Source organism: Gordonia polyisoprenivorans, from assembly GCF_017654315.1.
Taxonomy (GTDB): domain Bacteria; phylum Actinomycetota; class Actinomycetes; order Mycobacteriales; family Mycobacteriaceae; genus Gordonia; species Gordonia polyisoprenivorans_A.
Genome location: NZ_CP072203.1, coordinates 95,095 through 119,009 on the forward strand (window position 1 = coordinate 95,095; position 23,915 = coordinate 119,009).

Sequence of the window (23,915 nt, forward strand, 5' to 3'; positions counted from 1 at the left end):
ACACCATGCCCCGATCCTCACCGAGGATCGGGGCATGTCCGGTCATGTTCTACTTGACGCCGCTGAAGATGTACTGCAGCACAGCGAGCACGGTGTCGTTGGATTGAATCGCGTTCCACAAGATGTTGTCGATCATGATGGCTCCCCCTTTCACTTGAGACAGGACCACAGAATACAGAACAGACCTGACAGTTGAACCCCGGACTGTAACGGTACGGACGCGATCGTGACGTCACCGATCGTGGTCTCACCGTACGCGACGAACACCGTGGTAGATCCCGCGCCGCACGATGACCGGCCAGAGCACCCTCTCGACCGCCCACGCGGGGAACCGGAACGCGCGGCCGTTCGGCGCGAACACCTGCAGACCATCGCTCTGCGGACCAAGAACCGACCCCCACCGTCGGTGTGGCGGCCGATAGGTCCGCAGCCGGCCGCCCCGTAGGTGGGCACGGACGTTGTGGGCGACCAGCCGGTCGGCGCGATTGCGTGCCGACGACCTCAGCGGATCGGTGGCGGCGACGTCGCCGACCGCGAAGATGTTCGGATACAACGGGTTCTGCAGGGTCGGCGTCACCTGCACGAAGCCGTCGTCGTCGAGCAGTGCGGTCGGCAGTCCGTCGGTGTTGGGGGTGGCGCGCCCGACCGCCCACACCACGAGGTCGGCCTGTGCCGGGGGCTGGCCGGTGGACCAGTGCACCGCGCCCCCGTCGAGTCGGGTTGTGTCGACGTCGGTGAGGACGGCGCGATGGTCGGGGTGCAGTCGAACCCCTGCGTGTTCGAGCCGTTCCCCGACGGTGCGCCAGGTGCGCGGATGATGCGTCCGCAGCGGCGATGGACCGGGAAAATACAAGTCCACCTTGGTATCCGGGCTGTGTGCGGCAATGTTGGCGGCCGCACTGACCGCCGACGCCCCGCCTCCGACGACGATCACCGAACGTGCCTGGCGGACCTGCCGATGATGGTCGGCCAATTCCGCGGACACCTGCTTCTCGTCGCGGAACCGGGTGGTCCGCCAGAACCCGTTGGTGACACCGGTCGCGATGACCAGGGCGTCATACGACTCGTCGAGGGTCGTGCCGTCAGGTCGGGCGACGGTGAGTCGCCGCGCGTCGGGGTCCAATGACGCGATGCGTCCGTGCACGATCGTGGCGGCGTCGAGCGCGCGATATCGCCGGTAGGGCAACGCATATTCGTGTGCCCACGCCTCGGGACGGGTCAACCGCATGCCAAGTTCCTGCCCGCTGATCAGGCCTGGCGCCACCGTGATCCCGACGACGTCGGCGTGACGTGCGAGGTGGATCGCGGTGAGGGTGCCGGTGTCGCCGAGCCCGGCGATCACCACCCGTGGCCTACTCACGCCGGATCGGTCTGCGCGGTCGGTCGTGGTGGCCAGGGCACGAATTTCGACACCCGGCCGATCACCCTCGCATAGTCGGGGCGCCGGTCGATGCTGCGCCGTTCCATCATCGGAATGCTGGCGCCGAGGAACATCGCCAGCATCACCACCGCGCCGGCGAACATCCACCATGCGTCGGAAGGAGCCGCCGCCACCCCGAACAACGCCAGCGACAACCAGAATCCGAACTCGCCGAAGTAGTTCGGGTGTCGCGACCACGACCACACCCCGCGATCCATGACCGCTCCGGCCGAGGCCGTCGCAACGAACGCATGCAGCTGACGATCGGCGATGGTCTCAAGACCAAGTGCGGCCACCCCGACCACCAGCGCGACCATCATCAGCCACGGCACCTCGGTATCCGGTTGGCGCACCGCGATGTATGCGGGCATCAGCGCGAGGAACACCTGCAGCGTCGGGATCAGATGAATCGCGGTGAGATCGACGACGACCTCGGCGCGCCCGGCCTGATCGCGGAGCATCGGGTACCGCCAGTCTTCATGATGGAGCCCGGGAAACCCCCTGGCCCAGTTGACCGTCAGCCGGACCGACCATGCCACGACCAGCGCCGTGAGCAGCCAGCAGTGCACCGCCGCGATTCCCGCGTCGCCCTCGACCCACCACCACACCACCAGCAGCGGCGGGATCACGCTCCAATATGCGTCGTAGAAGCTCGAATTGTGGTGTGCTCGACTGAAGATGAAGATCACCAGCGTCGCGAGCACGTCGGCGATCAATGCGTTCAGCCATGGCATCGACAGGTGCGGACCCCACAAGAGCCAGACCAGACCGACCACGGTGGCGATGGTGTAGGCGATTCCGATACGCAGGAAGCCGGCTGATCGAGTCATCGGTCTGATCGTACGGGCGCACCCCGACGAGCACGCCCGAACGGGTCATTCGGGATCGCGAGGCGCCCTGACCTCACCGACCACGGTTTCGTAGAAGCCGTTGACCAGGGTTGTCATGGCGTGGACAAAACCCTTGTCCGAGGATCGCTTGGACCCCATCGGTAGCTCGAGTGTCACCGTGAACTCGCGGATGTCCTTTCCGGGCGGCGGGAGAATCGCATCCGTGCTGTCCCGAAGTCCTTCGAGTAGCGAAGACGCCGACTCGGTCCGGCTACCCAACTGGTGAGCTGTGACGCGCACACCCGCGGGCGCCTTGTCGAGCTGTCGGATGAGCCAATTCACTTTCGTGGACGGCCTGCCAATGCGCGGGGCGGGCACTCGTGTCGAGCAGCTGATCCTCTCGCGGGCCAGGTTGGCGTGATAGACGATCGGTGAGACCGCTCCCGACACGCGCAGGGTGCCGAACATTTCGCCGGAGTCCGCGAGCTGCTTGGCCCGGCTGACAGCGTCGACGTGGGCGGCCGCCGGGCGGGAGGTAACCTCGTGGCCGGTCAGTGAACTGAGCTGGAACGCCAGGTGTTTCCCCAATTGATCGAACCGGCGACACACGTCCGCGGTGGCGGCATCGCCTGAGGACAGCGTGCTGTTCTTGACGCCTTCCCGGACCTTGACCCAGTGCTTGCCCATGTCGTCGAAAACGCACATGCCCGACCGCTGGTCACACCCATAGCGGAGGTACTCGGCGAGAACCCGTGCTCGCGTGCGGTCATCGACCCCGACGTGTGCGCTCACGACGGAAGCCTCGGCCAGGATCTGCTCCCACGAGAGGTGTCGCAACGCGACTGTGCGGAGCTGACGCGCGTCGACCGTCACCGGCAGGTCATCGGCGGTCGGCATGATGTCGCAACTGATCGTGATCACCGCATCGAAACCCTTGGCCCTGGCCAACTTCACGTAGCCCTCGACTTGATCGGCCCTCAACACCCCCTTGGCGGTCTTCACCTCCACCAACGCGGTCCACTGCTTGTCGCCGCGGGTCACCCGGATCAGTCCGTCCGGTCTGAGGTCCTGGTTCGCGTGGTTGAATCGGACCTCGGTGAAACACTCGATCTTGCCCCGGGGTCCCCCGGCCTGGCCGACAATGCGTTTGCCGAACTCGGGGACGATCTCCATCACGGCCAGCGTCACCGCGGTAGCCCTCGTCTCCTGCTCGGTGGCCGAAGATGCTTTCTCGGCCGGGAACATTCGCGCCGACGTCCACCCCTCTGCGATCGCCGATTCCAGGAGATACGGCGAGTGCCTGGTACGCCAGTCCGGAGAAATCCGAGCAACTCGCTTGCGCCGCCGAATACTCACCTTGTTCTCGTCGTGGGCGACCGAGCTCTCGGTTGAGGGCTCGACCAGCGCCGATGCCTCGTCCGTCTCGTCGACGGCCTCCTGTGGATCGTCGACCTCAACCCCGAAATCGGTGACGAGAGCCGCCAACCCGTCCCGATATCCCTGGCCGACGGCGCGCAGCTTCCATCCACTGTCATGTCGGTACAGTTCGCCGACGATGAGCGCACGTTCCTCGGTGAACCCGTCGAGTTCACTTCGGATGATCGGTGTCGAATTCGCCTGTTCGCCACCGAGATTCACGTCGATGTCCAGCGAACCGGCCAGACCGAAGTGCTCCCCCGATTCGGCATCGACGCTGGCAGCGATGACGACTCGGTCGACGTGGTCCGGGAACCGAGCGATATCCAGTGCCACCGCCCCGGCCAGATTCGTGGCGTCGTCCGACGAGTCCGTCACCGGCCCGTCGACCAGGAGACGCACGGCGCCGTCGATTCCCACCGGCTGGTTGTAGAAGACGAGATCGTCACCGGATTGCACGCTTCCCGCGGAACCCAACACGAGCACACTCGCATCCACCGCCGTGAGAGCACTTGGCGGGGATACCCTGATCGTCACTTCCAGCGAGGGGTCGGGGTCACCGAAGAAGTCTGCGACCCGGACATTTGCACCTTTTGCCAGAAGATGTGTCGGCATTGCGACAATCTAGCCGCATCCTGGTCGTCACGGTGCCCTCCGATCGACCTACAGATCGACATGCACCCCGGTGAGCTTCTCCGCGCACTCCCACAGCTGCCGGCCCAGAGCCGGGTCGGTGGCCTTCTCGGCCAACGGGATCTGGACCGGCGGACCACTGAACCCCAGGGCGCCACGCGGGCCGTAATACTGACCGCCGAGCACCGCCGGATCGGTGGCGGCACGCACGGTGATGAGCGCCCCGCCGGGCGCCTCCATGATGAAGGTGCGCCGTACCCAGCGTAGTGACGGCGTGGTGAACAACCATCGCAGGAGTGCGTTCTGATCGCGCATGACACCGGACTGTGTGGCGCCGGGATGCGCGGCCACCGACAGCGCACGATGCCCGGCGCGGGTGAGTCGCCGCTGCAATTCGACCGAGTACACCAGCTGCGCGAACTTGGCGCGAGAGTATGCACGCGCGGCGGTGAACCCACGGTCCATCGTCAGGTCGTCGAAGTCGATGAGGCCCGCGCGATACACCTTGGAACCGACCGTCACGAAGCGCCCGGCCTCGGCGGCGGTCACCGCGCCGAGCAACAAGCCGTTGAATGCGTAGTGGCCGAGGAAGTTGGTGCCGAAGTCCATCTCGAAGCCGTCCACGGTGAGCTCGCGCCGCTGCCGCATCAGACCCGCATTGTCGATGACGATGTCGATGACCGGGTACTCGGCGCAGAGCTTCTCCGCACATTCCCGTACCGACGCAAGATCACTGAGGTCCAGGCGAGCGATGTCGAGGTCGGCGTCGGCCACGCTTGCCGCGATGGAGTCACGAGCCTCGGCGGCGGAGCGCGGATTGCGGCAGGCCAACACCACCCGCGCACCCAATCCGGCGAGCTGGCGTGCGGTTTCCAGCCCGATGCCGGAGTTGGCGCCGGTCACCACCGCCACCCGCCCGCGCTGCGAGGGGGCTTCCGCCAGACCCCAACCCCTACCGTGCATCGCTGCCCCTCCTGACCTGTTTTGTGCCCTTTGGGTATCACACAGCCGAAATGTCGGTGTCGGATGGGCGGTCCCGACGCGAGGGCGACACAATGTTGAGGTGCCCACCAAGCGTGTATCTTCGCCGCCGTCGCGTGTCGCGCGAGTGCGGTCGGCGCTCGCGTATACGGTCGTGGCTCTCTGCGTCGTACTCGGGCTCGCGGCCTGCGCGGCCACCCACGACGCGGCACCACCCCCGGTGCCCGTGGCACCCGCCGGGCTCCGGATAGAACGCATCGACTACCCGGTCCCCCACCCCGATCCGACTCAGAACTGGATGGATCTGTATCTCCCCGACCGTCAGCACCTGGGCCGGATACCGCTGGTCATCCTGATCCACGGCGGCGGGTGGGGCAAGACCATCGGCGCGGGCAGCTTCAACGTCTTTGCCGCCACCGTCGCCGACCGCGGCGTGGCGGTACTCAACGTCGAATACCGCCGGGTGGGCAGCGGTGGTGGCTGGCCGACCACGTTCTCCGACGTTGCTGCCGCAGTCAACGACATCCCGGCCGTGGCCCGGGACTACCCGATCATCGATACACGACGATCCGTCGTGGTCGGTCACTCGGCAGGCGCCCAGCTCGCGGTGTGGACCGCCACCCGCGATTACCGCAGCGTCGATGTCCTCGGCGTACCGGTGAGATATCGGCCCGCGGTGGCGATGTCGATCGCCGGGCCGCTCGACATGCGTCGTGCCGCAGCGCTCGGCGATCGCAATGTGGTGCGGGTGCTCGGCGGCCCACCGCAACGGGTGCCGCGCCGGTACTCCGCGGTCGACCCCATCCAGAATCTCGACCCGCAGGTCCCGGTGATCGGGCTCGTCGGCAGCCTCGACACCACCGTGCCGGCGATTCTCACCCAGGACTACGTCACCGCCGACACCGCGGCCGGCGGCAACGCCCGGCTCATAGTCTTTGCCGGACAGACACATTCGTCGATCGTCTCACCGTCGTCGAGAACCTTCGATCGCCTCGTGGACGAGATCGTCGCCGCGGCCGGCCTGACGGCACCGGCGCACGACGATCGCTGACCGCGCGCCGCATACGAATACAGATTCCACGCCAGCGGACCCTCGACCCCGAAAATCGGGGTTTTTCGGCCAACTTTGTGGAATCTGTATTCGTATGACACGGCCGCGGCGGTCGAGAGACCACCGACGATGGTGATCAGGCGGGGACGGTTACCTTCTGCTCGGGAGCGGCACTGAACTCGCCGGCCGGGGTGAAGCGGGCCAGCACGTCGTCGGCGGGCTCCCCGGCGACGGCGGTGATGAATCCCAACACGTCGTCGCGAGACTTCAACGACAGCAAAGGATTCGGCTCGGACAGCAGTCCGAACAAGGCGGAGGCGATATCGGTGTTCACCGCGGCCGCCGGGAACGCCAGCTCGAGGTGGGTGGCGAAGTCCGGGTCGCCGAGGTACAGACGGGTGACCTCGGTGGCCGCGTGACCACGCCGCTCCCAATGCTTTTCGAACTCGCTGGTCAGCCAGTTCTCGTCGAGGGCGGAATTCGGGTCGTCGGCCAACCGGGCGCGAGCCGCCTTCACGAGTTCGGCAACCTGGATGAGGGTGTTCGCCGCACCCTGGCCCGCAACCGGGTCGACGGCGATCGCGGTGTCGCCGATGGCGGCAACGACATGACCACTTGCGGTGTGTCCGACAGCCTTACGAACTGTCGGGGTCACCGCACCGGTCAGCCAGGAGTACGGATCGGACTCGATCACCCGCAGCTGCGAGACCACCGAGGCGTCCTTCGGGAAGAACTTCTCGAAGATGTCGAGGACGGTCTGGCGTGCCGATCGCGCGTCGACGACGTTGTCGATGAGCGGTGCCCACTGCCCATCGGGCTTGGCGAAGACGATGAACGACCAGGTCGATCCGGCATCCTTGTGCAGGAACGGGCCGACGAAGACCTCACCGTTGTCGCTGTCGAGATTGAACAGCGAGTGCTTTCCACCCTCGCGTGAGCGGTAGGCGAAGGTGTCCGGACCGTGGTCGACACCCTCGAGAGTCACCTGCAGAAGCCGACGCTGCGGCTCGCGATAGTGCGTGCGGGACTCGTCGACCTCGAACAGCGCCGACAGCCCGCCCTTGCCGGTGGCCACGAGGGTGACGTCGTGGGCGCCGGCGATCTCGTCGAGGCGAGCGGCGTCGATATGCCCCACCTCGAAACGCCCGCCACGATCCAGGAAGCGGCCGAGCCGGTCGTCGGCCCGCAGGCGCAGATCCACCGCCTGCGCCACATAGCCGTAGTCGGGATTGAACGCGAGCACGTCGGCGCGCTCGTCCCCGCTGCCCGAGTGCAGGCGAACGCTGATGCCGGTGGTGTTGCCGACCTCGTAGAGATCTTCGATGATCTCGGCGTCGGACTCCCGCGGCTTGCCGAACAGCACGCCCACCCCTGTCGGCGGAACCTTGTCACGGAGTTCTTCGCGGTTGCGGTCGCTGTAGAGGGTGACCTCGAAGCCGGCGTCGGCGAACCCCAGTGCCGCGCTGGTCCCGCCCAGTCCGGCGCCGACGATGGCCACCGACCTCTTCGACGCTCCCCCGGTGTGCTGATCTGTCATGTGTTGTCCTCTCCCTTGTCGAACTCGTGGTCCGCTCGGATTCGATGTCGCGGATCACGCGCCGCGAGTGGCCCGAGCGGGCAGGCGCCAGCCAGCCTGCCGCGTTCGCAGGAACGGCAACAGGATTTCGTTCAGTGCAATCCCATCGGTCGCCTGCAGGGAAAGATGAGGTCAGGGCGACGCGCATCAGAAGAGCACATGTCGGATTCGCGAAATTCATGTGATGTTATTCACTTGGGAACGTACGTCCAGAATTGTCTCAGCGACCCGCAAGGTGGCGCTGATACTGTGACGCTTGATCACGGATAGATCACGACGGTCTTCGGGTGCGACGACGCATCCGCACGTCGGCCGTGTCGCGGACCACCCCGCGCAACGTGGCGATCATCCGTCCCGAGCAGCCGTTCGAGAGTTGAGGAATGACGACAGCACTCACGCGCGCGACCACCACCGGCGTGCAGACGCAGGCACCTTCGGCCACCGCCCCGTCCGTCGGGCAGCGCTCCAAGCGGGCCTACCTGCATCACGTCGATCTCATCCGCGCGACGACGTTCTCCCTCGTCATCTTCGTACACTGCCTCACCCAGACCACCGACGAGTTCACCAGCCTGCCGGTCAACACCACCTCGATGCTGTTGCACTTCACCCGCAACACCTTCTTCGCGCTCACCGGCTTCGTGCTGATGTACCAGAACTTCGACAAGCGTGACTTCTCGACGTTCGCCTTCTGGCGTCGGCGCATCAAGCTCGTCATTTTCCCCTATGTGATCTGGTCGTTCATCTACTGGGTCGTCGAGGACATGTGGGTACACGGACGGCTGCGCGAGGTCCCGACGAGCCTCAACGAGTTCGGCAAACTCGCGATGTGGGGCCTCTCGGGCTTCCAGATGTACTTCTTGTTCGTGATGTTGCAGGTCTATCTGCTCTTCCCGCTGGTTCTGTGGCTGGTGCGGGCCACTGTGGGCAAACACAAGTGGGTGCTGCTGGCCAGCCTCGCCGCGCAGCTCGCGATCACCGTCACCATCACCTACTGGGAGCCACCGGCCTCGGTCGCCACGTACTGGTGGCACAACTACGCGACCTTCATCCCGTACCAGTTCTTCATCTTCTACGGGGCAATCGCCGCGGTGCATCGCGAAGAGATCGGACGCTGGCTGTCCGGTAAGGGCTGGTGGCTGTTCGGCGCATTGTTGGCCACGGCTGCCCTCGCCCTGGGCACCTACCTCTACGGGGTGTGGTACGACGGAAAGCCGGTGCACGACAACAACTCCGCGTTCTACCCCGCGCTCGTGCCGTTTCTCGTCGTGGCGATGACGTGCCTGTATGCGGTGGCCGCGCATTGGGGTGAGCACTGGCGCGAGATGACGCCGCGGTTCGCCCGCGCGGTGTCGTTCGCCTCCAACCGGTCCTTCAGCGTGTTCCTCTGCCACGTACTGGTGTTGTTCTTCATCCTGTACCCGCAGATGAACGGCAGGCCCGCGATGCTGGTTCTCATCGGCGAGCCCTGGAGCACCTTCGTCGTGTACCTGCTGACCCTGGCCGGCTCGCTGCTCCTCGTCGAGATCCTGCGTCACCTTCCCGGGTCACTCTACGTCACCGGACGCCCACGCTTGCCGATCTCGATGCCGTGGCGTCGGGACCGGGTGTCGCAGAGCTGACCGGGCGCACCGCGAGCACCACGGCCGACGCCGGCCGATAGCAGCTCCGGGCGAGGCATTCCGTCCGCACAGCCGCGCGAATGCACAATGGACCCGTGACGTCATCGGGGACACACCACACCGCTCGGTACCTCGTCACGCTCCTGGTGATCCTCGCGGGTCTCGTCGCGGCTTGCGGCGCACCCGAACCGGCAGGCCCGGCATCATCGCCGGGTGGATCGCCCTCGGACATATCGCGGTCACCATCGGCGCCACCGACGAAGAAGTATGTGGCGCTGGGAAGTTCATATGCGGCGGGACCGGGTGGGACGCGGCTGACCGACAAGCGGTGCATGCGCTCGGCCGACAACTATCCCAGTCTGGTCGCGCGGCGCATCGGACTCACACTCACCGACGCGAGTTGCTCGGGCGCCGTCGTGGCCGACGTGGTCGACCGCGCCCAACCGGGACGGGCGAGTCGACCACAGATCGACGTGCTCACCCCCGACACCTCGCTGGTGACCGTCACGGTGGGCGGCAACAACATCCACTACGTCGGACGAGTCATGGCCTACAGTTGCCAGGCGGTCGGCCCGGTCGTCGGGGTACGTCCGGAGCACTGCAATGCCGAGCCCTCCCCACCTCCGGGTGCGCGCGAATTCGCCCGTCTCACCGACGATCTGGTTCGCATGCTGCGTGCGATTCACCAACGTGCGCCGCGGGCGTCGGTCCTGTTCGTCGACTATCTCCCGCTCGTCGACGGCACGCAGTGCGACCTGCTGCCCTTGACCACCGAGCAGCAGGCCGAAACCGACGCCGTGTATCGCGGGCTGAACGCCGCCATCGCGACCGCGTCGAAACGCGGTGACGCACGCGTCGTGGCGGTGTCGACGGCCGGGCGAGACCACGGGGTGTGCTCGCCCGACCCGTGGCTCTTCGGATACCAGGGGCCGGCCCCCTATCACGAGAGTCCCGCGGGCAAGGCCGCGATCGCCGAGATGGTGGCCGAATCAGCCCGCAGCACAGCCTGATCGGCACTGCAGAACCAGATCGGCACAGTCACCATCCCGTCACCGCCGTCACCAATGCCCTCGGCCGCGCGAGCAGTGCCTCACGGATCACGTTGCGCGCCTGCGTGATCACCGAACACTCACAGCGCGCATCCACCCCGGTGGCGTCGACACCGAGACTGCGGCACAACGCAATTGCGCGCGGAACGTGGAAGTCCTGCGTGATGAGCACCGGACGTTCGACGTCGTACACCGTGTGCAGGCGTCGGCAGGTGTCCGCGGTATCGAACCCCGCGGGATCGTCGACGATCACCCCCGACGGCACACCCCGCTGTTCGAGATAGGTGCGCATCACCGCGGGCTCGTCTCCGGCGTCGGCAGAGCCGTTGCCGGAGTTGATGATCCGAGCAGCCGCACCGGATCGGTACAGGTCCAGCGCGGTGTCGAGACGGCCCCGCACGTAGGCACCGGGTTCGCCGTCGGAGACCAGCGACCCGAAGACGACAACCGTCGAGCCTCGCGGTACCCGATCCGGCGCCGGCACACGACCGTGGGCGGCGACGAACACCCACGTCGCCGCAATGGTGACGACGAGTTCGACGACGATCAGCGCCACCGGGATCGCACGCCGGGCCGCGCTCCGCAGATCCACCAGCCCACCGTAGCCCGGCCCACCAGCACTCAGGACCTTTGGCCTGCGTCGATGGATCTCGTGTGGGCGCCTGCCGCAAGAGGCGGTAGTGTGATCCCAGCCACAGTTCGAGTCAGCAGGAGGGGGTGGCCCGCATGCCGTACATGCCGATCACGGAATCGATGTTTCTCATCGCCGAGACCCGCGAGCAGCCGATGCACGTCGGAGGGCTGCAGCTGTTCGTCCCACGCGAGGGCCAGTCGTCGAACGAGCTGGCCGAGGAGATGGTCGAGCGGTTCTACGCCTGCACCGAGCTGCATTCCTTGTTCCGCAAGCGCCCGGCCAGTCCGGCCAGCGTCATGGGATATACCGCGTGGTCGTTCGACGAGGAGATCGACTTCGACTACCACGTGCGTCGTGCGGCATTGCCCCGGCCCGGCCGCGTCCGCGAACTGCTGCGTTACGTATCGCTACACCACAGCGCGCTGCTCGATCGCAATCGTCCGATGTGGGAGGTGCACGTCGTCGAGGGCCTCGACGACGGCCGCGTCGCTCTCTACACGAAGATCCACCACTCACTCATCGACGGCGTCTCGGCGCTGCGGATGCTGCAACGGACCCTGTCCACCGATCCCGACGACCGCAACGGGTCGGCGCCGTGGGATCCGGCACTCTATCGACGCTCGCGTAAACCCAAGGCGCCGAGCCCCTCCCGTATCCCCGGCCTGTCGGGCGCGATGGGGCTGGCGGGTGCGGCTCTCGACGTCGGCGGACAGCTCGTCGGCATGGTCCCCGCCACCACCAAGATCGCGTGGACGGCGATGACCAACAAGGATTTCGCCGCGCCGTTCCGTCCGGCACCCAAGACGATTCTCGACGTCCCGATCGGTAGTGCACGCCGGTTCGCCGCCCAGCAATGGCCCACCGAGCGCCTGCGGTCGGTCGCCCAGCAGCTGGAGATCACTCTCAACGACGTCGTCATCGCCATGTGCTCGGGTGCGCTGCGGTCCTATCTCATCGACCGCGACGCCCTGCCGTCGTCGCCATTGATCGCTGCGGTTCCGGTCTCGATGCACCTCGGCGGACCCGACGGCAAGGACGGCAACTCCATCACCGCGATCTTGGCGAACATGGCCACCGATCAGCCCGATCCGGAGCGCCGGCTGCACACCCTGGTGAATTCGATGCGCGAGTCGAAGAAGGTGATCCGCGGACTCGCCCCGCTGCAGGCGCTCGCGTACGGCGCCGCGACGATCGCATCGCTGGCGTTCGCCACCATCCCCGGCTTCGTGCGCTACACGCCGCCGCAGTTCAACATCATCATCAGCAATGTGCCGGGTCCGAGCGAGCACATGTACTGGAACGGGGCCCGCCTCGACGGCGTCTATCCGGTGTCGGTGGCCATGGAGGGCCTCGCGCTCAACATCACCGTCACCACGACCGCCGAGCACGTGAACTTCGGCCTGATCGGTGCGCGTAAGGAGTTGCCGAGCCTGCAGCGGCTGCTCACCCATCTCGACACCGCCCTCGAGGAACTCGAGAAGGTCGCGAATGTCACACCCGCCACTACTGACTAGACAGTAAGTTACCGGCGAGTATTCTCTTTTTGGACAACCCCGGAGACCGACCGAACGTTACTTAGGTCAGCCTTGGCAGCGCTTGCACAACCTCAGCAATTACGGTTAGCCGTACCAGACGTCGGACCCCGCGCACGTCAGCCTGCGCCGGACGGTCTCTAGACAACCAGAGAGGGGCCGTGACGCCGTGAATGCCACGACGATCACCATCGGCACGATTGCCGCGGTCATCAGCCTGTTCTGCTGGGCGTTGTTCCTGCGCGGCGTGTGGACGATGATCCGCGCCATCGCACAGGGCCAGCGCGTCGACAGTTCACGCTACTTCCCGATCCTCCCGCGACTGTGGACGATGCTCAAGGAGTTCGTCGGCCACACCCGGATGGTGAAATTCCGAACGGTCGGCTGGGCGCACTGGCTGGTGATGTTCGGCTTCCTCATCGGCGCGATCTTCTGGTTCGAGGCCTACGGGCAGATCTTCGACCCACACTTCCACTGGCCGATCATCGGCGCCTGGAACATCTACATCTTCGCCGACGAGGTCCTCGGCCTCGGCACCGTCATCGGCATCACCGTGTTGATGATCATCCGCCAGCTCAATCACCCGCGGGTGCCCGAGCGCCTGTCGCGCTTCTCCGGCTCCCGCTTCGGTGCCGCGTACTTTGTCGAGTGGGTGGTGCTGCTCGAAGGTCTGGGCATGGTCTTCGTCAAGACCTTCAAGATCTCGGCCGGCCTCGAGGATCCGCCCATCTGGACCTCCTTCTTCACCCACTACTTCGCCCAGCTCTTCGAAGGGTCCTCGGAGTACTGGGTCACCGGTGCCGCGGTCATCAAGCTGATGAGCGGCATGATCTGGCTCGCCGTGGTGGGCTCCAACATCGACTGGGGTGTGGCCTGGCACCGCTTTGCCGCGTTCTTCAACATCTATCTCAAGCGCGAGGCCGATGGCGGAGTCGCACTGGGTGCGGCCAAGCCGATGATGTCGGCGGGCAAGGTCCTCGACATGGAGACCGCCGACCCCGACGTCGACGCCTTCGGCGCCGGCAAGGCCGAGGACTTCTCCTGGAAGGCGTGGCTGGACTTCACCACGTGTACCGAGTGCGGCCGTTGCCAGAGCCAGTGCCCGGCATGGAACACCGGAAAACCGTTGAGCCCCAAGCTGCTCATCATGTCGCTGCGCGACCACGCGCAGGCCAAGGCGCCCTACCTGATCGCCGGTGGTCGCACCGACATGGGTGGCGACGAGGTGGGTCTCGTCGACGCCGACGGCAATCCCGACGAGGCCAAGCTCGCCAAGATCCCCGAGGCGGCGCGTGCCGAGGCCGCCCGCAAGCTGGTCGGCGAATCGGCCGGCACCGGGGCGATCGACGGTGAACTCGGCGCGGTCATCGACACCGAAACCCTGTGGAGCTGCACCACCTGCGGAGCGTGCGTCGAGCAGTGCCCGGTCGACATCGAGCACGTCGACCACATCATCGACATGCGCCGCTACCAGGTGCTCATCGAGTCGGACTTCCCGACCGAGCTCGCGGGCATGTTCAAGAACCTGGAGAACAAGGGCAACCCGTGGGGCCAGAACTCCTCGGCGCGCACCAACTGGATCGACGAGATGGACATCGAGATCCCGGTGTTCGGCCAGGACGTCGAATCGTTCGAGGGCTTCGAGTACCTGTTCTGGGTGGGTTGCGCCGGCGCCTATGAGGACCGCGCGAAGAAGACCACCAAGGCCGTCGCCGAGCTGCTCGACATCGCCGCGGTGAACTTCCTGGTCCTCGGCGAGGGCGAGACCTGTACGGGTGACTCGGCTCGCCGCGCGGGCAACGAGTTCCTGTTCCAGATGTTGGCGCAGCAGAACATCGAGATGATGAACGAGGTCTTCTCGACGGCTCCGCAGCAGCGCAAGAAGATCGTTGTCACCTGTGCTCACTGCTTCAACGCGCTGGGCAACGAGTACCCGCAGCTGGGCGCAAAGTACGAGGTCGTCCACCACACGCAGCTGCTGAACCGCCTGGTTCGGGAGAAGCGTCTGGTCCCCGTCGCGCCGCTGGGTGAGGGCGTGACCTATCACGACCCCTGCTATCTCGGTCGCCACAACAAGGTCTACGACGCCCCGCGCGAGCTGATGGCGGCCTCCGGGTCGAACCTGCGAGAGATGCCGCGACACGGCGAACGATCCATGTGCTGCGGCGCCGGTGGCGCCCGCATGTGGATGGAAGAGCAGATCGGCAAGCGCATCAACATCGACCGGGTCGACGAGGCACTCGACACGCTCGGCGACAAGATCGGCGGCGACGTCACGCAGAAGGTCGCCACCGGTTGCCCGTTCTGCCGCGTGATGCTCACCGACGGTGTGACCGCCCGGACCTCGGGCACCGAGAACGAGGGCAAGGTCGAGGTCGTCGACGTCGCACAGTTGCTGCTGGAGTCGGTCACGCGTGGGGCCCCCGAGGTCAAGCGTGGTGGACGTTTCCTCGGTCCGATTCCCAAGCCCGCACCTGAGCCGGAGCCCGAACCCGAGGAGGAGAAGGCTCCTGCCGCGGCCGCCGCATCTGCGGTTGCCACGACCGAGGCCAAGCCGAAGCCGAAGGTCGGCCTGGGCATGAAGGGCGGCAAGAAGCCCGGTGCTGCGAAGGCCGCGCCCGCGGATTCGGGTGAGACCGCCTCGGGCGAGGCCGCAGCGGCCGAGAAGAAGCCCGCCGCCAAGGGATTCGGCATGAAGGGCGGCAAGAAGCCCGGAGCCGCCGCGAGTTCCGCCCCGGCGCCTGCTGCCGACGCCGGCTCAACCGAGGCCGCAACCGCCGAAAAGAAGCCCGCCGCCAAGGGATTCGGCATGAAGGGCGGCAAGAAGCCCGGCGCCGCCGCGAAGTCTGCGGCACCCGCACCGGCCGAGCAGGAGTCGTCGGCCGCGGTCGCCGACGCCGCCGAATCCGGTGAGACCAGCGGTGCCCCGAAGAAGGCCGCCGCCAAGGGCTTTGCGATGAGTGGTGGCAAGAAGCCCATGAAGAAGCCCGGGGGCGCCGCAAAGTCCCCCGCGCAACCGAATGCGGCCGCTGCCGACACCGGAGTGACCGCCCCCGCGGAAAACCAGGTGGACGACGCCGAGTCCGCGCCCGACGCCGCGGCGACCGCCGACACCGAGTCGGCAGGTTCGGTGAGCGCGGTGACCGAGGCGAGTACCGCCAAGGCCAAGGGCTTCGGCATGGCCGCAGGCAAGAAACGCCCCGGGGCGAAGGCTGCCGCCGCCACGCCCGCCGCACCCGCGACAGCGCCCGAAACAACGCCGACAGCGCCTGAGGAGACCGCGACAGCGCCCGCCGAGGAGCCGACAGCGCCCGCCGAGGACGAAACCCCTGCGGCGTCGTCCAACGGATCGGCGTCGAACGGCTCGACATCGGACGATCGGACGATCGGCGAGGTCGGTGCCTCGAAGGCCAAGGGCTTCGGATTGGCCGCGGGCAAGAAGCGGCCCGGTCACCGCTCGTGACGATCGACGCCTGAAAGCTCCGCTCGCGACGAGCCCGCCCGGTTGATTCCGGGCGGGCTCGTTGCTTTCGGCTCGCCGAAGCGCTGTCGGCGCCATGAGGAGCGCTGTCGGCGAAATGGAGGGCGCTGTCGGCGAAAGGAAGAGCGCTGTCGGCGCACTCAGCAACCCCGAGAAATCGATTTGCCTGCGGCTGCGACAATTGAACCCGTGAGTAGGCCTTACGTATCCCACCTGAACCAGAACCTCAAGCCGCTCGAGCAGTCCCTGAAGCTGCAGAACGTGTGCTACGAGATCAGGGGGCCGGTGCACGCGCACGCGGCCCGGTTGGAGGCCGAGGGCCACCGGATCATGAAGCTCAACATCGGCAACCCGGCTCTCTTCGGCTTCGAGGCCCCCGACGTCATCATGCGCGACATGATCCACGCCCTGCCCTACTCCCAGGGGTACTCCGAGTCCGCGGGCGTGCTGTCCGCCCGGCGGGCCGTCGTGACGCGCTACGAGCTCATCCCCGATTTCCCGTACTTCGACGTCGACGACGTCATCCTCGGCAACGGTGTCTCCGAGCTGATCACGATGACGATGCAGGCACTGCTCAACGACGGCGACGAGGTCCTCATCCCGGCACCGGACTATCCGCTGTGGACCGCGATGACCGCACTGTCCGGCGGGCAGCCGGTGCACTATCGGTGCGACGAGAGCAACGGCTGGAACCCGGACATCGAGGATGTCGAGGCCAAGATCACCGACCGCACCAAGGCACTGGTGATCATCAATCCGAACAACCCGACGGGCGCGGTCTACTCCCGCGAGGTGCTCGAGAAGCTCGCCGACATCGCGCGCAGGCATTCGCTGCTGATCCTCGCCGACGAGATCTACGACAAGATCCTCTACGACGACGCCGTCCACACCAACATCGCCTCACTGGCACCGGATCTGTTGTGCCTCACCTTCAATGGACTTTCCAAGGCCTACCGCGTGTGTGGTTATCGCGCCGGCTGGGTGGTCCTCACCGGCCCGAAGGAGCATGCGCAGGGCTTCATCGAGGGCCTCGGCATCCTCGCCTCGACCCGCTTGTGTTCCAACGTGCCCGGCCAGCACGCGATTCAGGTGGCCCTCGGCGGGTATCAGAGCATCGACGCCCTCGTCGAGCCCGGCGGGCGCCTGTTCGAGCAGCGCAACGTCACCTGGGAGAAGCTCAATCAGATCCCCGGCGTCAGCTGCGTCAAACCCAGCGGTGCGCTGTATGCCTTCCCGCATCTCGACCCCGAGGTTCACGAGATCCACAACGACGAGCTGTTCGTCCAGGATCTACTGCTGCAGGAGAAGATCCTCGTGGTGCAGGGCACCGGCTTCAACCTCGACGACCACAACCACTTCCGGATCGTCACCCTGCCGTGGGCGCGTGAGCTCGGCGAGGCGATCGAGCGGATCGGCAATTTCCTCTCCTCGTACCGCCAGTAGCCGACCCGCAGTCACAGGTACCGACACACCGACGTCCGAGCTTCGGACGTCGGTGTTCTCGTATGCGGAGCCTGCCCATTGGCTATTCCTGTAACCGTTGGTAACGTGTACTCCCATCCAGGGGATCGAGGAGTCGATGGTGAGTTGGAAGCGGCGCAGAAACGTCAACAGCGCAGGGGTGAACCTCGCACTGTTCGAGGCGGTCGCCGACGCCGGCACGGCCACCGACGACGACGCGCCAACGATCCTTCTCGTGCACGGCTGGCCCGATACCCACGTGGTGTGGGACGGCGTCGCCGCCCATCTGGCCCGTCACGCACGGGTCTTCGCCTATGACACCCGCGGCATGGGTGACAGCGATCGCCCGCTGCCGGTGTCGGCGTATCGGATCGAGAATCTCGCCGACGATCTGTTCGCCGTGGCTGCCGCGGTCAACCCGGGCGGCAAGGTCCACGTCGTCGCGCACGACTGGGGGTCCATCCAGAGTTGGGAGGCGGTCTCGCGCAGCGGCGCCGCAACGCAGATCGCGTCGTTCACCTCGATCTCCGGGCCGAGCCTCGACCATGTCGGAGCGTTGTTGCGCCACAACATCACTCATCCGACGCCGCGCAATCTGGGCACCTCCGTCTCGCAGATGGTCAGTTCCACCTACATCGGCCTGTTCCATCTGCCGCTGCTGCCTCGACTGTTTCTCGGAGTTCTCGGCTCCCCGCGGGTGTGGCGTGAGTTCCTGCATCTGATGGACGGCACACCGCGTGATGCGATCACCACCGCCCCGACGCTGCGCCGCGACATGAACTCCGGGGTCCGGTATTACCGCGCCAACATCGTTCGGCGCCTGCTGTTCCCATCTCCGCGTACGGTCGCGGTGCCGGTTCTCGAACTGCTCAACACCCGCGACTTCGCGATCCGTCCGGCGACGTTCTCGACCACCCACCGCTACGTCACCCGGCTGTGGCGCCGCGACGCCGCGACCGGGCATTGGCTGCCCTCGACGCACCCCGCCTACATCGCCGAGAACGTACGCAACCTCCTCGCCACCCTTGACGGCGACCGCCCTGTCCCCGAGAGTTTCACGCGAACACGACGTTTCGGCCCGAGCCAGGTGTTCACGGGCCGGCTCGCGGTGATCACCGGAGCGGGCAGCGATATCGGTCGCGAAACGGCACGGACCCTCGCCGAACTCGGATGCGACGTCGTCCTCGCCGATGTCGACACCGCAGGCGCCGAGGACACCGCCCGCCTGTGCAAGGAAAGCGGTTCGGCCACAGCGGTGTATCACCTCGACGTCGCCGACACCGACGCCTTCATCGAGTTCGCGAAAGACGTCGAGCGTGAGCACGGGGTCCCCGACATCGTGGTGAACAACGCCGCGACCAGCCTGTCCGGATCGTCGCTCGATGCCACCGACGAACAGGTCGATCGGTTGTTGGAGATCGACCTGCGCGGCGTGCTCACCGGGTGCCGCGAGTTCGGCCGGCAGATGGTGACACGCGGAACCGGCGGCCACATCGTCAATCTCGCGTCCGCGGCGGCCTTCACCCCGCAACGGGGGCTGGGCATCTTCGCCGCAGCCAAGGCCGGGGTGTTGCTCTACGGCGAATCGTTGCGCGCAGAGCTCGCCGAGCATCACATCGGCGTCAGCACCATCTGCCCCGCCGTCAGTGACACACCGTCCCCGGACGAGGTCGCCACGCAGATCGTCGCGGCGATCCGCGCCGACAAGGCCGTGGTGCCGGTGGCACCGGAGGCCCAGATCGGTTACCGCATCTACCGTTTCACCCCGTGGATTTCTCGTGCCATGGCACGACAGCAAGTCGTCGGCGCGACGCGCCGATGAAAGGAGCGAACATGCATGCACACGCCCATTCCATCAACGACAGCCGCGAGCCGGTCGACGTCGACGGATCCGATCCCGGCCCCGTCGAATTGCACGCCCGCAACGTCGCTTTCGACTGGTCCCGAACACCGCTGCACTGGATTCCCGGACATCCGGTGGCGTCGAACTTCATCAGCGTGCTCAATCTCCTTCTGCCCGAGGGGGAACGGTGGTTCGTCCAGACCTACAACGAGGCACTGCCGCTGGTGCGCGACGACGAACTCGCGGCGACGATGCGCGGTTTCATCGGCCAGGAGGCCATGCATGCCGAGGCCCACGACCACGTGCTGTGGGAGTTCCTCGACCACCACGGCATCGATCCGCGCCCGTTCTGCCGGCAGATGGAGTGGATCTTCCGGAAGTTGTTGGGACCACTGGAGAAAGCCTCTCCTGCGGCACGCCAGAAGCACCTCATCGAACGTCTGTGGCTGATCGCCGCGCTCGAGCACTACACCGCCATCCTCGGTGACTTCGCGCTCAACAACACCTGGGTCGAGCACGGTGCCGACCCGGCGATGACGGATCTGTTCACCTGGCATGGCGCCGAGGAGGTCGAACATCGGGCGGTCGCCCACGAGGTCGCGGTGTATTTCGGCGACAGCTACCTGCGTCGCGGGCGGGCCATGTTGGTGGCACTGCCGGTCTTGCTTCTACTCGTCAATCGTGGGTTCCGGTTCATCATGAAGTCCGACCCGACGATCGACTACAACTTCTTCCAGCGCGAGTACCACTACTTCCGCGGCGTCCGGGCCGGGGTCCTGCCGAAGATGTGGAAGATCGTCTTCTCGACCTTCAGCTACTTCCGTCCGGGGTTCCACCCCAACGAGATCGGTTCCACCGCACAGGCCGTCGCCTATCTGGCGGCCTCACCGGCGGCCCGGAACGCGAGCTGAGGAGCTGCGACGAGATGAACCAGCGCGCACATCCCCACACGACGACGTTGACCTCGCCGCCACCGCATCTCTACGGTCGCTGGCGCCACGACCCGTTGCTGACGGTCGGCACGGCCATCTCGAAGATCTGGTGGCCACTGTGGCGGCCGTTGTCGCCGCTGCACGATACCGTCGCCGACAACGGCATCACCGTGGTGCGCATCGTCGGCCGTGAGGTGGTCGCCGAGGACGAGAACGTCGTCGCACTGACCTTCGCCGACCCCGACGGCGGGCTGCTGCACCGCTGGCACGCCGGGGCACACCTGGATCTGTTGTTGCCGTCGGGCCGGATGCGTGAGTACTCACTGTGCGGCGATCCCGCCGATCAGTACACCTATCGCATCGCCGTGCGCCGCATCCCCGACGGTGGTGGCGGATCGATCGAAGTGCACGACACGCTGAAGGTCGGCGACCTCCTCTCGGTCAAGGGACCGCGCAACGCATTTCCGATTTCGCTTCCCGGCCACGGTTCCGCGGCGACAAAGCTGCGATTCATCGCCGCGGGCATCGGCATCACACCGATCCTGCCGATGCTCGCCGCCGCCGAACGCTTCGGTCTGGACTGGTCGATGATCTACACCGGCCGCTCGCCCGAGTCGATCCCGTTCCGTAACGAGGTCGCACGCTTCGGCGACAAGGTCACCATCCGCACCGACGACGCCGACGGACTGCCCACGATGGAGGAACTACTCGGCACCGCCGACCCCGAAACCGGTCGAGCCCCATCGGGTCTCGCGGTGTACTGCTGCGGTCCGGTGCCGATGCTGGAGAGTCTGCGCCGACATCTGGCCGACCGCCCCGACATCGAGTTGCACTATGAGCGATTCACCCCGCCACCGGTGGAGAACGGCCGCGAGTTCACCGCGACCATCGCCTCCACCGGCGCCGAGATCACGGTCGGTGCAACCGAATCGCTGCTGTCTGCTGTGCAGCGCGAGATCCCGTCGGTGCCGTACTCGTGTCGACAGGGCTTCTGCGGAACGTGCAAACTCGGGACCCTCGCCGGGGCGATCGACCATCGCGACAACATCCTCACCGAGCCCGAGCGCACCGCAGGTCAGATCCTGACCTGCGTCTCACGCGCCCAGGGCGATCACCTCACGCTCGATCTCTGACCAACACATCGTCGGCGGTATCACTGTCGGCAGCAACGGAATCCGCAGCGGGCGACACACCACGCGGCGCTCCGCGCAACAGTGCCGCTGCGGCCACTGCCGCGGCCGTGGTGATGGCCACCGCGACCCACACCGCCGAGTGCAGCCCGTCGACGAAGACGTCTTGCACGGCCGCGCGCATGGCGTCGGCCGCGGCGCCCGGCGCCCGCCCGGCGACCTCGACACCGGCCATCACCGACTGTTCGGCGATGGCGCCCGCCGCATGGGGAACTCCGAGTGCGGCAAGCTTGTTCCCGACCCCCGAGGTGTAGACCGAGGTGAGCACCGACCCGAGTACCGCAACCCCCAACGTGCCGCCGACTTCCCGCGTGGTGTCGTTGACGGCACTGCCCGCACCGGCTAGTTCGGGCTTGAGCGCATCCATGATCAGCTGGGTACACGGGCCGGAGATGAACGCCAATCCCATGGCCATCAGCGACATTGACCAGATGATCAGTTCCCAATAACCCGAAGTGCGCGTGGAGAATTCGACCAGAGCGAAGCCTCCGGCCATCAGCAGTGCTCCAGCCACCACCACCGGCCGCGGTGAGAAGCGGTGCGCCAGCGCCATCGCGACCGGCGAGAAGACGGCCATCACCACCGCGAACGGCAGGGTGCGCACGCCGGCGTCGAGCGGGCCGTATCCCTTGACCGCCTGGAAGAACTGGGTGATGAGGAAGATGAATCCGAACAGCGCGAAGAATGCGACGCTGACCATGCCCGCGGCGGTGGCGAAGTGGCGATTGGCGAAGAGTCGGACGTCGAGAATCGGGTGCGCGATGACGAGTTGGCGCCAGATGAACAGACCGATCACCACCACGGCAGCGGCGAGACCACCGACGGTGCGCGGATCGCCCCATCCGAAGTGCGGGCCCTCGATCAGCGAATAGACCAGCAGGCCGAGGCCGACGATCGAGAGTAACAGACCGCCGATGTCGAAGCGGGACACCGTCGTCGGACGTGTTCCGGGTACGACGACGAGGATGGCGACCGCCGCGATCACGCCCATCGGCAGGTTCACCCAGAACACCGACGACCAACTGAAGTGCTCGAGCAGCCATCCACCGAGTACCGGGCCGATCGCGACCGCCACACCCGAGGTCGCCGCCCAGACCCCCACGGCCGCAGCACGTTCGCGACCCTCGGCGAAGATCGTGGTGATGAGGGCCAGGGTGGCCGGGAAGACCAGTGCGGCAAAGAGTCCCAGCCCGCCACGGGCAGTGATCAGCTGTCCCAGGGTCTGCGACTCGGCCGCGAGCGCCGAGACGGCGACGAATCCGGCGATGCCGAAAAGCAGCATCCGGCGATGCCCGTAGCGATCACCGAGATATCCGCCGGTGACGAGGAGACCGGCGAACACGAGGGTGTAGGCGTCGACGATCCATTGCAGTCCGGAGATGCCGGCGTCGAGATCGCGCGACATGGTCGGCAGCGCGACATTGACGATCGTGTTGTCGATCATCACGAGTAGTTCGGCGAAGCACAGGGCGCCCAGCGCCCACCAACGAGCCCGCATCACACGTCCTTTCGGGAAACGGCCAGAAGAGTTCTATAACGGCGATCCATTGTTGTAGCACGTTGTTCTACACAAGAAGAACACTGTTCTAGTAGGTTGTCAATATGGCCAGCCCCTCGACGCCCGGTTCTTCGACGCGCGCTTCGTCACCCCAGCGCCGCACCCCTGCCACCGAGGTCCGCGCCAATCTGATCCGCGCCGGTCGCCGCATTCTCGAGACAGACGGGGTCAACGGCCTCACCGTCCGGGCGGTCGCGAAGGCCGCGGGGGTCGCGCCGATGGGTGTCTACAACCACTTCGATGGCAAGGAAGGGCTCCTCGATGCCCTGGTCAGCGATGCCTTCGTCGAGTTGGGACGGGTGGTCGCCACCACCGAGGCCGACGCCACCGAGCGACTGGCCCACAGCGGGCGGGCCTACCGGCAGTTCGCCCTGGATTACCCGATGCTCTACGCGCTGATGTTCTCCGCGGACTGCGATCCGTCGCCCGAAGCCGCCGCGTCGGCGTTCGACGCACTCGCCGACGTCATTCGCTACGGCCAGGTCGCGGGCGTGATCCGGGCGGGCGACCCGCTGGGGTTGGCGATGCAGGTGTGGTCGTGTGTCCACGGCGCGGTCAGCCTCGAGTTGGCGGACGCCGGCCCACCCTTCATCGACCCCGCACAGAACTATGGCGCGGTGATCGCACTGATCGCGCGAGGACTGCACCCCTGACCACTCGCAGTTCGCCGACCTGGCCGAACGTCGAGGCCCATCTGAGAGAATGTGCA

General features: G+C 66.3%; 17 protein-coding genes. 10 read left to right on the forward strand and 7 right to left on the reverse strand.

Going from position 1 to position 23,915, the window contains the following annotated elements; all coding sequences use genetic code 11:
• Positions 1–247: 247 nt before the first annotated feature.
• The 4 genes from J6U32_RS00500 to J6U32_RS00515 are packed head-to-tail and all read right to left on the reverse strand — an operon-like array spanning position 248 to position 5,262.
• Positions 248–1,360: an FAD-dependent oxidoreductase gene (locus J6U32_RS00500; RefSeq protein WP_208793077.1), complete on the reverse strand. Its 1,113-nt coding sequence runs from the start codon at positions 1,358–1,360 to the stop codon at positions 248–250.
• A complete protein-coding gene (locus tag J6U32_RS00505) occupies positions 1,357–2,250 on the reverse strand; it encodes a DUF1295 domain-containing protein (protein WP_208793078.1) in 894 nt (297 codons plus the stop codon). Before J6U32_RS00505 ends, J6U32_RS00500 begins: the two co-directional genes overlap by 4 nt.
• A 45-nt stretch (positions 2,251–2,295) precedes the next feature.
• The gene (locus J6U32_RS00510) at positions 2,296–4,281 is read right to left on the reverse strand and encodes a TerD family protein (RefSeq protein ID WP_208793079.1); all 1,986 of its coding nucleotides are present in this window, start codon (positions 4,279–4,281) and stop codon (positions 2,296–2,298) included.
• Between the two features lie 48 nt (positions 4,282–4,329).
• Positions 4,330–5,262: an oxidoreductase gene (locus tag J6U32_RS00515; protein ID WP_208793080.1), complete on the reverse strand. Its 933-nt coding sequence runs from the start codon at positions 5,260–5,262 to the stop codon at positions 4,330–4,332.
• Positions 5,263–5,362: 100 nt separating this feature from the next.
• Between J6U32_RS00515 and J6U32_RS00520 the strand changes: the two genes are divergently transcribed.
• Positions 5,363–6,331 carry an alpha/beta hydrolase family protein gene (locus J6U32_RS00520; protein WP_208793081.1) on the forward strand — a complete coding sequence of 323 codons (969 nt, stop codon included), beginning with the start codon at positions 5,363–5,365 and terminating at the stop codon, positions 6,329–6,331.
• 136 nt (positions 6,332–6,467) lie between these two features.
• On the opposite strand, the gene J6U32_RS00525 is transcribed toward J6U32_RS00520, so the two are convergent.
• Complete coding sequence (locus J6U32_RS00525; protein WP_208793082.1) at positions 6,468–7,868, reverse strand: styrene monooxygenase/indole monooxygenase family protein; 1,401 nt, start codon at positions 7,866–7,868, stop codon at positions 6,468–6,470.
• Positions 7,869–8,287: 419 nt separating this feature from the next.
• Here J6U32_RS00525 and J6U32_RS00530 point away from each other — a divergent pair, with 419 nt between their 5' ends.
• Together J6U32_RS00530 and J6U32_RS00535 are read left to right on the forward strand one after the other, a co-directional pair.
• Complete coding sequence (locus tag J6U32_RS00530) at positions 8,288–9,526, forward strand: acyltransferase (protein WP_208793083.1); 1,239 nt, start codon at positions 8,288–8,290, stop codon at positions 9,524–9,526.
• A 332-nt stretch (positions 9,527–9,858) separates the two neighbouring features.
• Positions 9,859–10,536, forward strand: a complete 678-nt coding sequence (locus J6U32_RS00535) for an SGNH/GDSL hydrolase family protein (RefSeq protein ID WP_244332448.1) — start codon at positions 9,859–9,861, stop codon at positions 10,534–10,536.
• A 28-nt stretch (positions 10,537–10,564) separates the two neighbouring features.
• Here J6U32_RS00535 and J6U32_RS00540 read toward each other — a convergent pair whose 3' ends face one another.
• Positions 10,565–11,167 (reverse strand): SanA/YdcF family protein, encoded by a 603-nt coding sequence (locus J6U32_RS00540; protein WP_208793084.1) that lies wholly within the window; start codon positions 11,165–11,167, stop codon positions 10,565–10,567.
• A 134-nt stretch (positions 11,168–11,301) separates the two neighbouring features.
• On the opposite strand from J6U32_RS00540, the gene J6U32_RS00545 reads away from it, so the two are divergent.
• The 6 genes from J6U32_RS00545 to J6U32_RS00570 all read left to right on the forward strand — a co-directional run bounded on the left by J6U32_RS00545 (position 11,302) and on the right by J6U32_RS00570 (position 21,591).
• Positions 11,302–12,723 carry a WS/DGAT/MGAT family O-acyltransferase gene (locus J6U32_RS00545; protein WP_208793085.1) on the forward strand — a complete coding sequence of 474 codons (1,422 nt, stop codon included), beginning with the start codon at positions 11,302–11,304 and terminating at the stop codon, positions 12,721–12,723.
• A gap of 187 nt (positions 12,724–12,910) precedes the next feature.
• Positions 12,911–16,204: a (Fe-S)-binding protein gene (locus J6U32_RS00550; protein WP_208793086.1), complete on the forward strand. Its 3,294-nt coding sequence runs from the start codon at positions 12,911–12,913 to the stop codon at positions 16,202–16,204.
• 207 nt (positions 16,205–16,411) lie between these two features.
• The gene (locus J6U32_RS00555) at positions 16,412–17,665 is read left to right on the forward strand and encodes a pyridoxal phosphate-dependent aminotransferase (protein WP_079931153.1); all 1,254 of its coding nucleotides are present in this window, start codon (positions 16,412–16,414) and stop codon (positions 17,663–17,665) included.
• Between the two features lie 136 nt (positions 17,666–17,801).
• A complete protein-coding gene (locus J6U32_RS00560; RefSeq protein WP_208793087.1) occupies positions 17,802–19,505 on the forward strand; it encodes an SDR family oxidoreductase in 1,704 nt (567 codons plus the stop codon).
• A gap of 11 nt (positions 19,506–19,516) precedes the next feature.
• A complete protein-coding gene (locus J6U32_RS00565) occupies positions 19,517–20,437 on the forward strand; it encodes a metal-dependent hydrolase (protein ID WP_208793088.1) in 921 nt (306 codons plus the stop codon).
• Between the two features lie 14 nt (positions 20,438–20,451).
• A complete protein-coding gene (locus J6U32_RS00570) occupies positions 20,452–21,591 on the forward strand; it encodes a PDR/VanB family oxidoreductase (protein ID WP_208793089.1) in 1,140 nt (379 codons plus the stop codon).
• Here the strand turns inward: J6U32_RS00570 and J6U32_RS00575 are convergent.
• Positions 21,575–23,146, reverse strand: coding sequence for an MFS transporter (locus J6U32_RS00575; RefSeq protein WP_208793090.1), 1,572 nt, complete (start codon positions 23,144–23,146; stop codon positions 21,575–21,577). The genes J6U32_RS00570 and J6U32_RS00575 overlap by 17 nt on opposite strands.
• A 104-nt stretch (positions 23,147–23,250) precedes the next feature.
• On the opposite strand from J6U32_RS00575, the gene J6U32_RS00580 reads away from it, so the two are divergent.
• Positions 23,251–23,859 (forward strand): TetR/AcrR family transcriptional regulator, encoded by a 609-nt coding sequence (locus J6U32_RS00580; RefSeq protein WP_208793091.1) that lies wholly within the window; start codon positions 23,251–23,253, stop codon positions 23,857–23,859.
• Positions 23,860–23,915: the final 56 nt, after the last annotated feature.

Coding starts and splice junctions, on each gene's coding strand:
- J6U32_RS00580 (WP_208793091.1), top strand. CDS start 23,251: ATGGCCAGCCCCTCGACGCCCGGTTCTTCGACGCGCGCTTCGTCACCC.
- J6U32_RS00565 (WP_208793088.1), top strand. CDS start 19,517: ATGCATGCACACGCCCATTCCATCAACGACAGCCGCGAGCCGGTCGAC.
- J6U32_RS00515 (WP_208793080.1), bottom strand. CDS start 5,262: ATGCACGGTAGGGGTTGGGGTCTGGCGGAAGCCCCCTCGCAGCGCGGG.
- J6U32_RS00510 (WP_208793079.1), bottom strand. CDS start 4,281: ATGCCGACACATCTTCTGGCAAAAGGTGCAAATGTCCGGGTCGCAGAC.
- J6U32_RS00560 (WP_208793087.1), top strand. CDS start 17,802: ATGGTGAGTTGGAAGCGGCGCAGAAACGTCAACAGCGCAGGGGTGAAC.
- J6U32_RS00570 (WP_208793089.1), top strand. CDS start 20,452: ATGAACCAGCGCGCACATCCCCACACGACGACGTTGACCTCGCCGCCA.
- J6U32_RS00575 (WP_208793090.1), bottom strand. CDS start 23,146: ATGCGGGCTCGTTGGTGGGCGCTGGGCGCCCTGTGCTTCGCCGAACTA.
- J6U32_RS00505 (WP_208793078.1), bottom strand. CDS start 2,250: ATGACTCGATCAGCCGGCTTCCTGCGTATCGGAATCGCCTACACCATC.
- J6U32_RS00525 (WP_208793082.1), bottom strand. CDS start 7,868: ATGACAGATCAGCACACCGGGGGAGCGTCGAAGAGGTCGGTGGCCATC.
- J6U32_RS00545 (WP_208793085.1), top strand. CDS start 11,302: ATGCCGTACATGCCGATCACGGAATCGATGTTTCTCATCGCCGAGACC.
- J6U32_RS00535 (WP_244332448.1), top strand. CDS start 9,859: ATGCGCTCGGCCGACAACTATCCCAGTCTGGTCGCGCGGCGCATCGGA.
- J6U32_RS00530 (WP_208793083.1), top strand. CDS start 8,288: ATGACGACAGCACTCACGCGCGCGACCACCACCGGCGTGCAGACGCAG.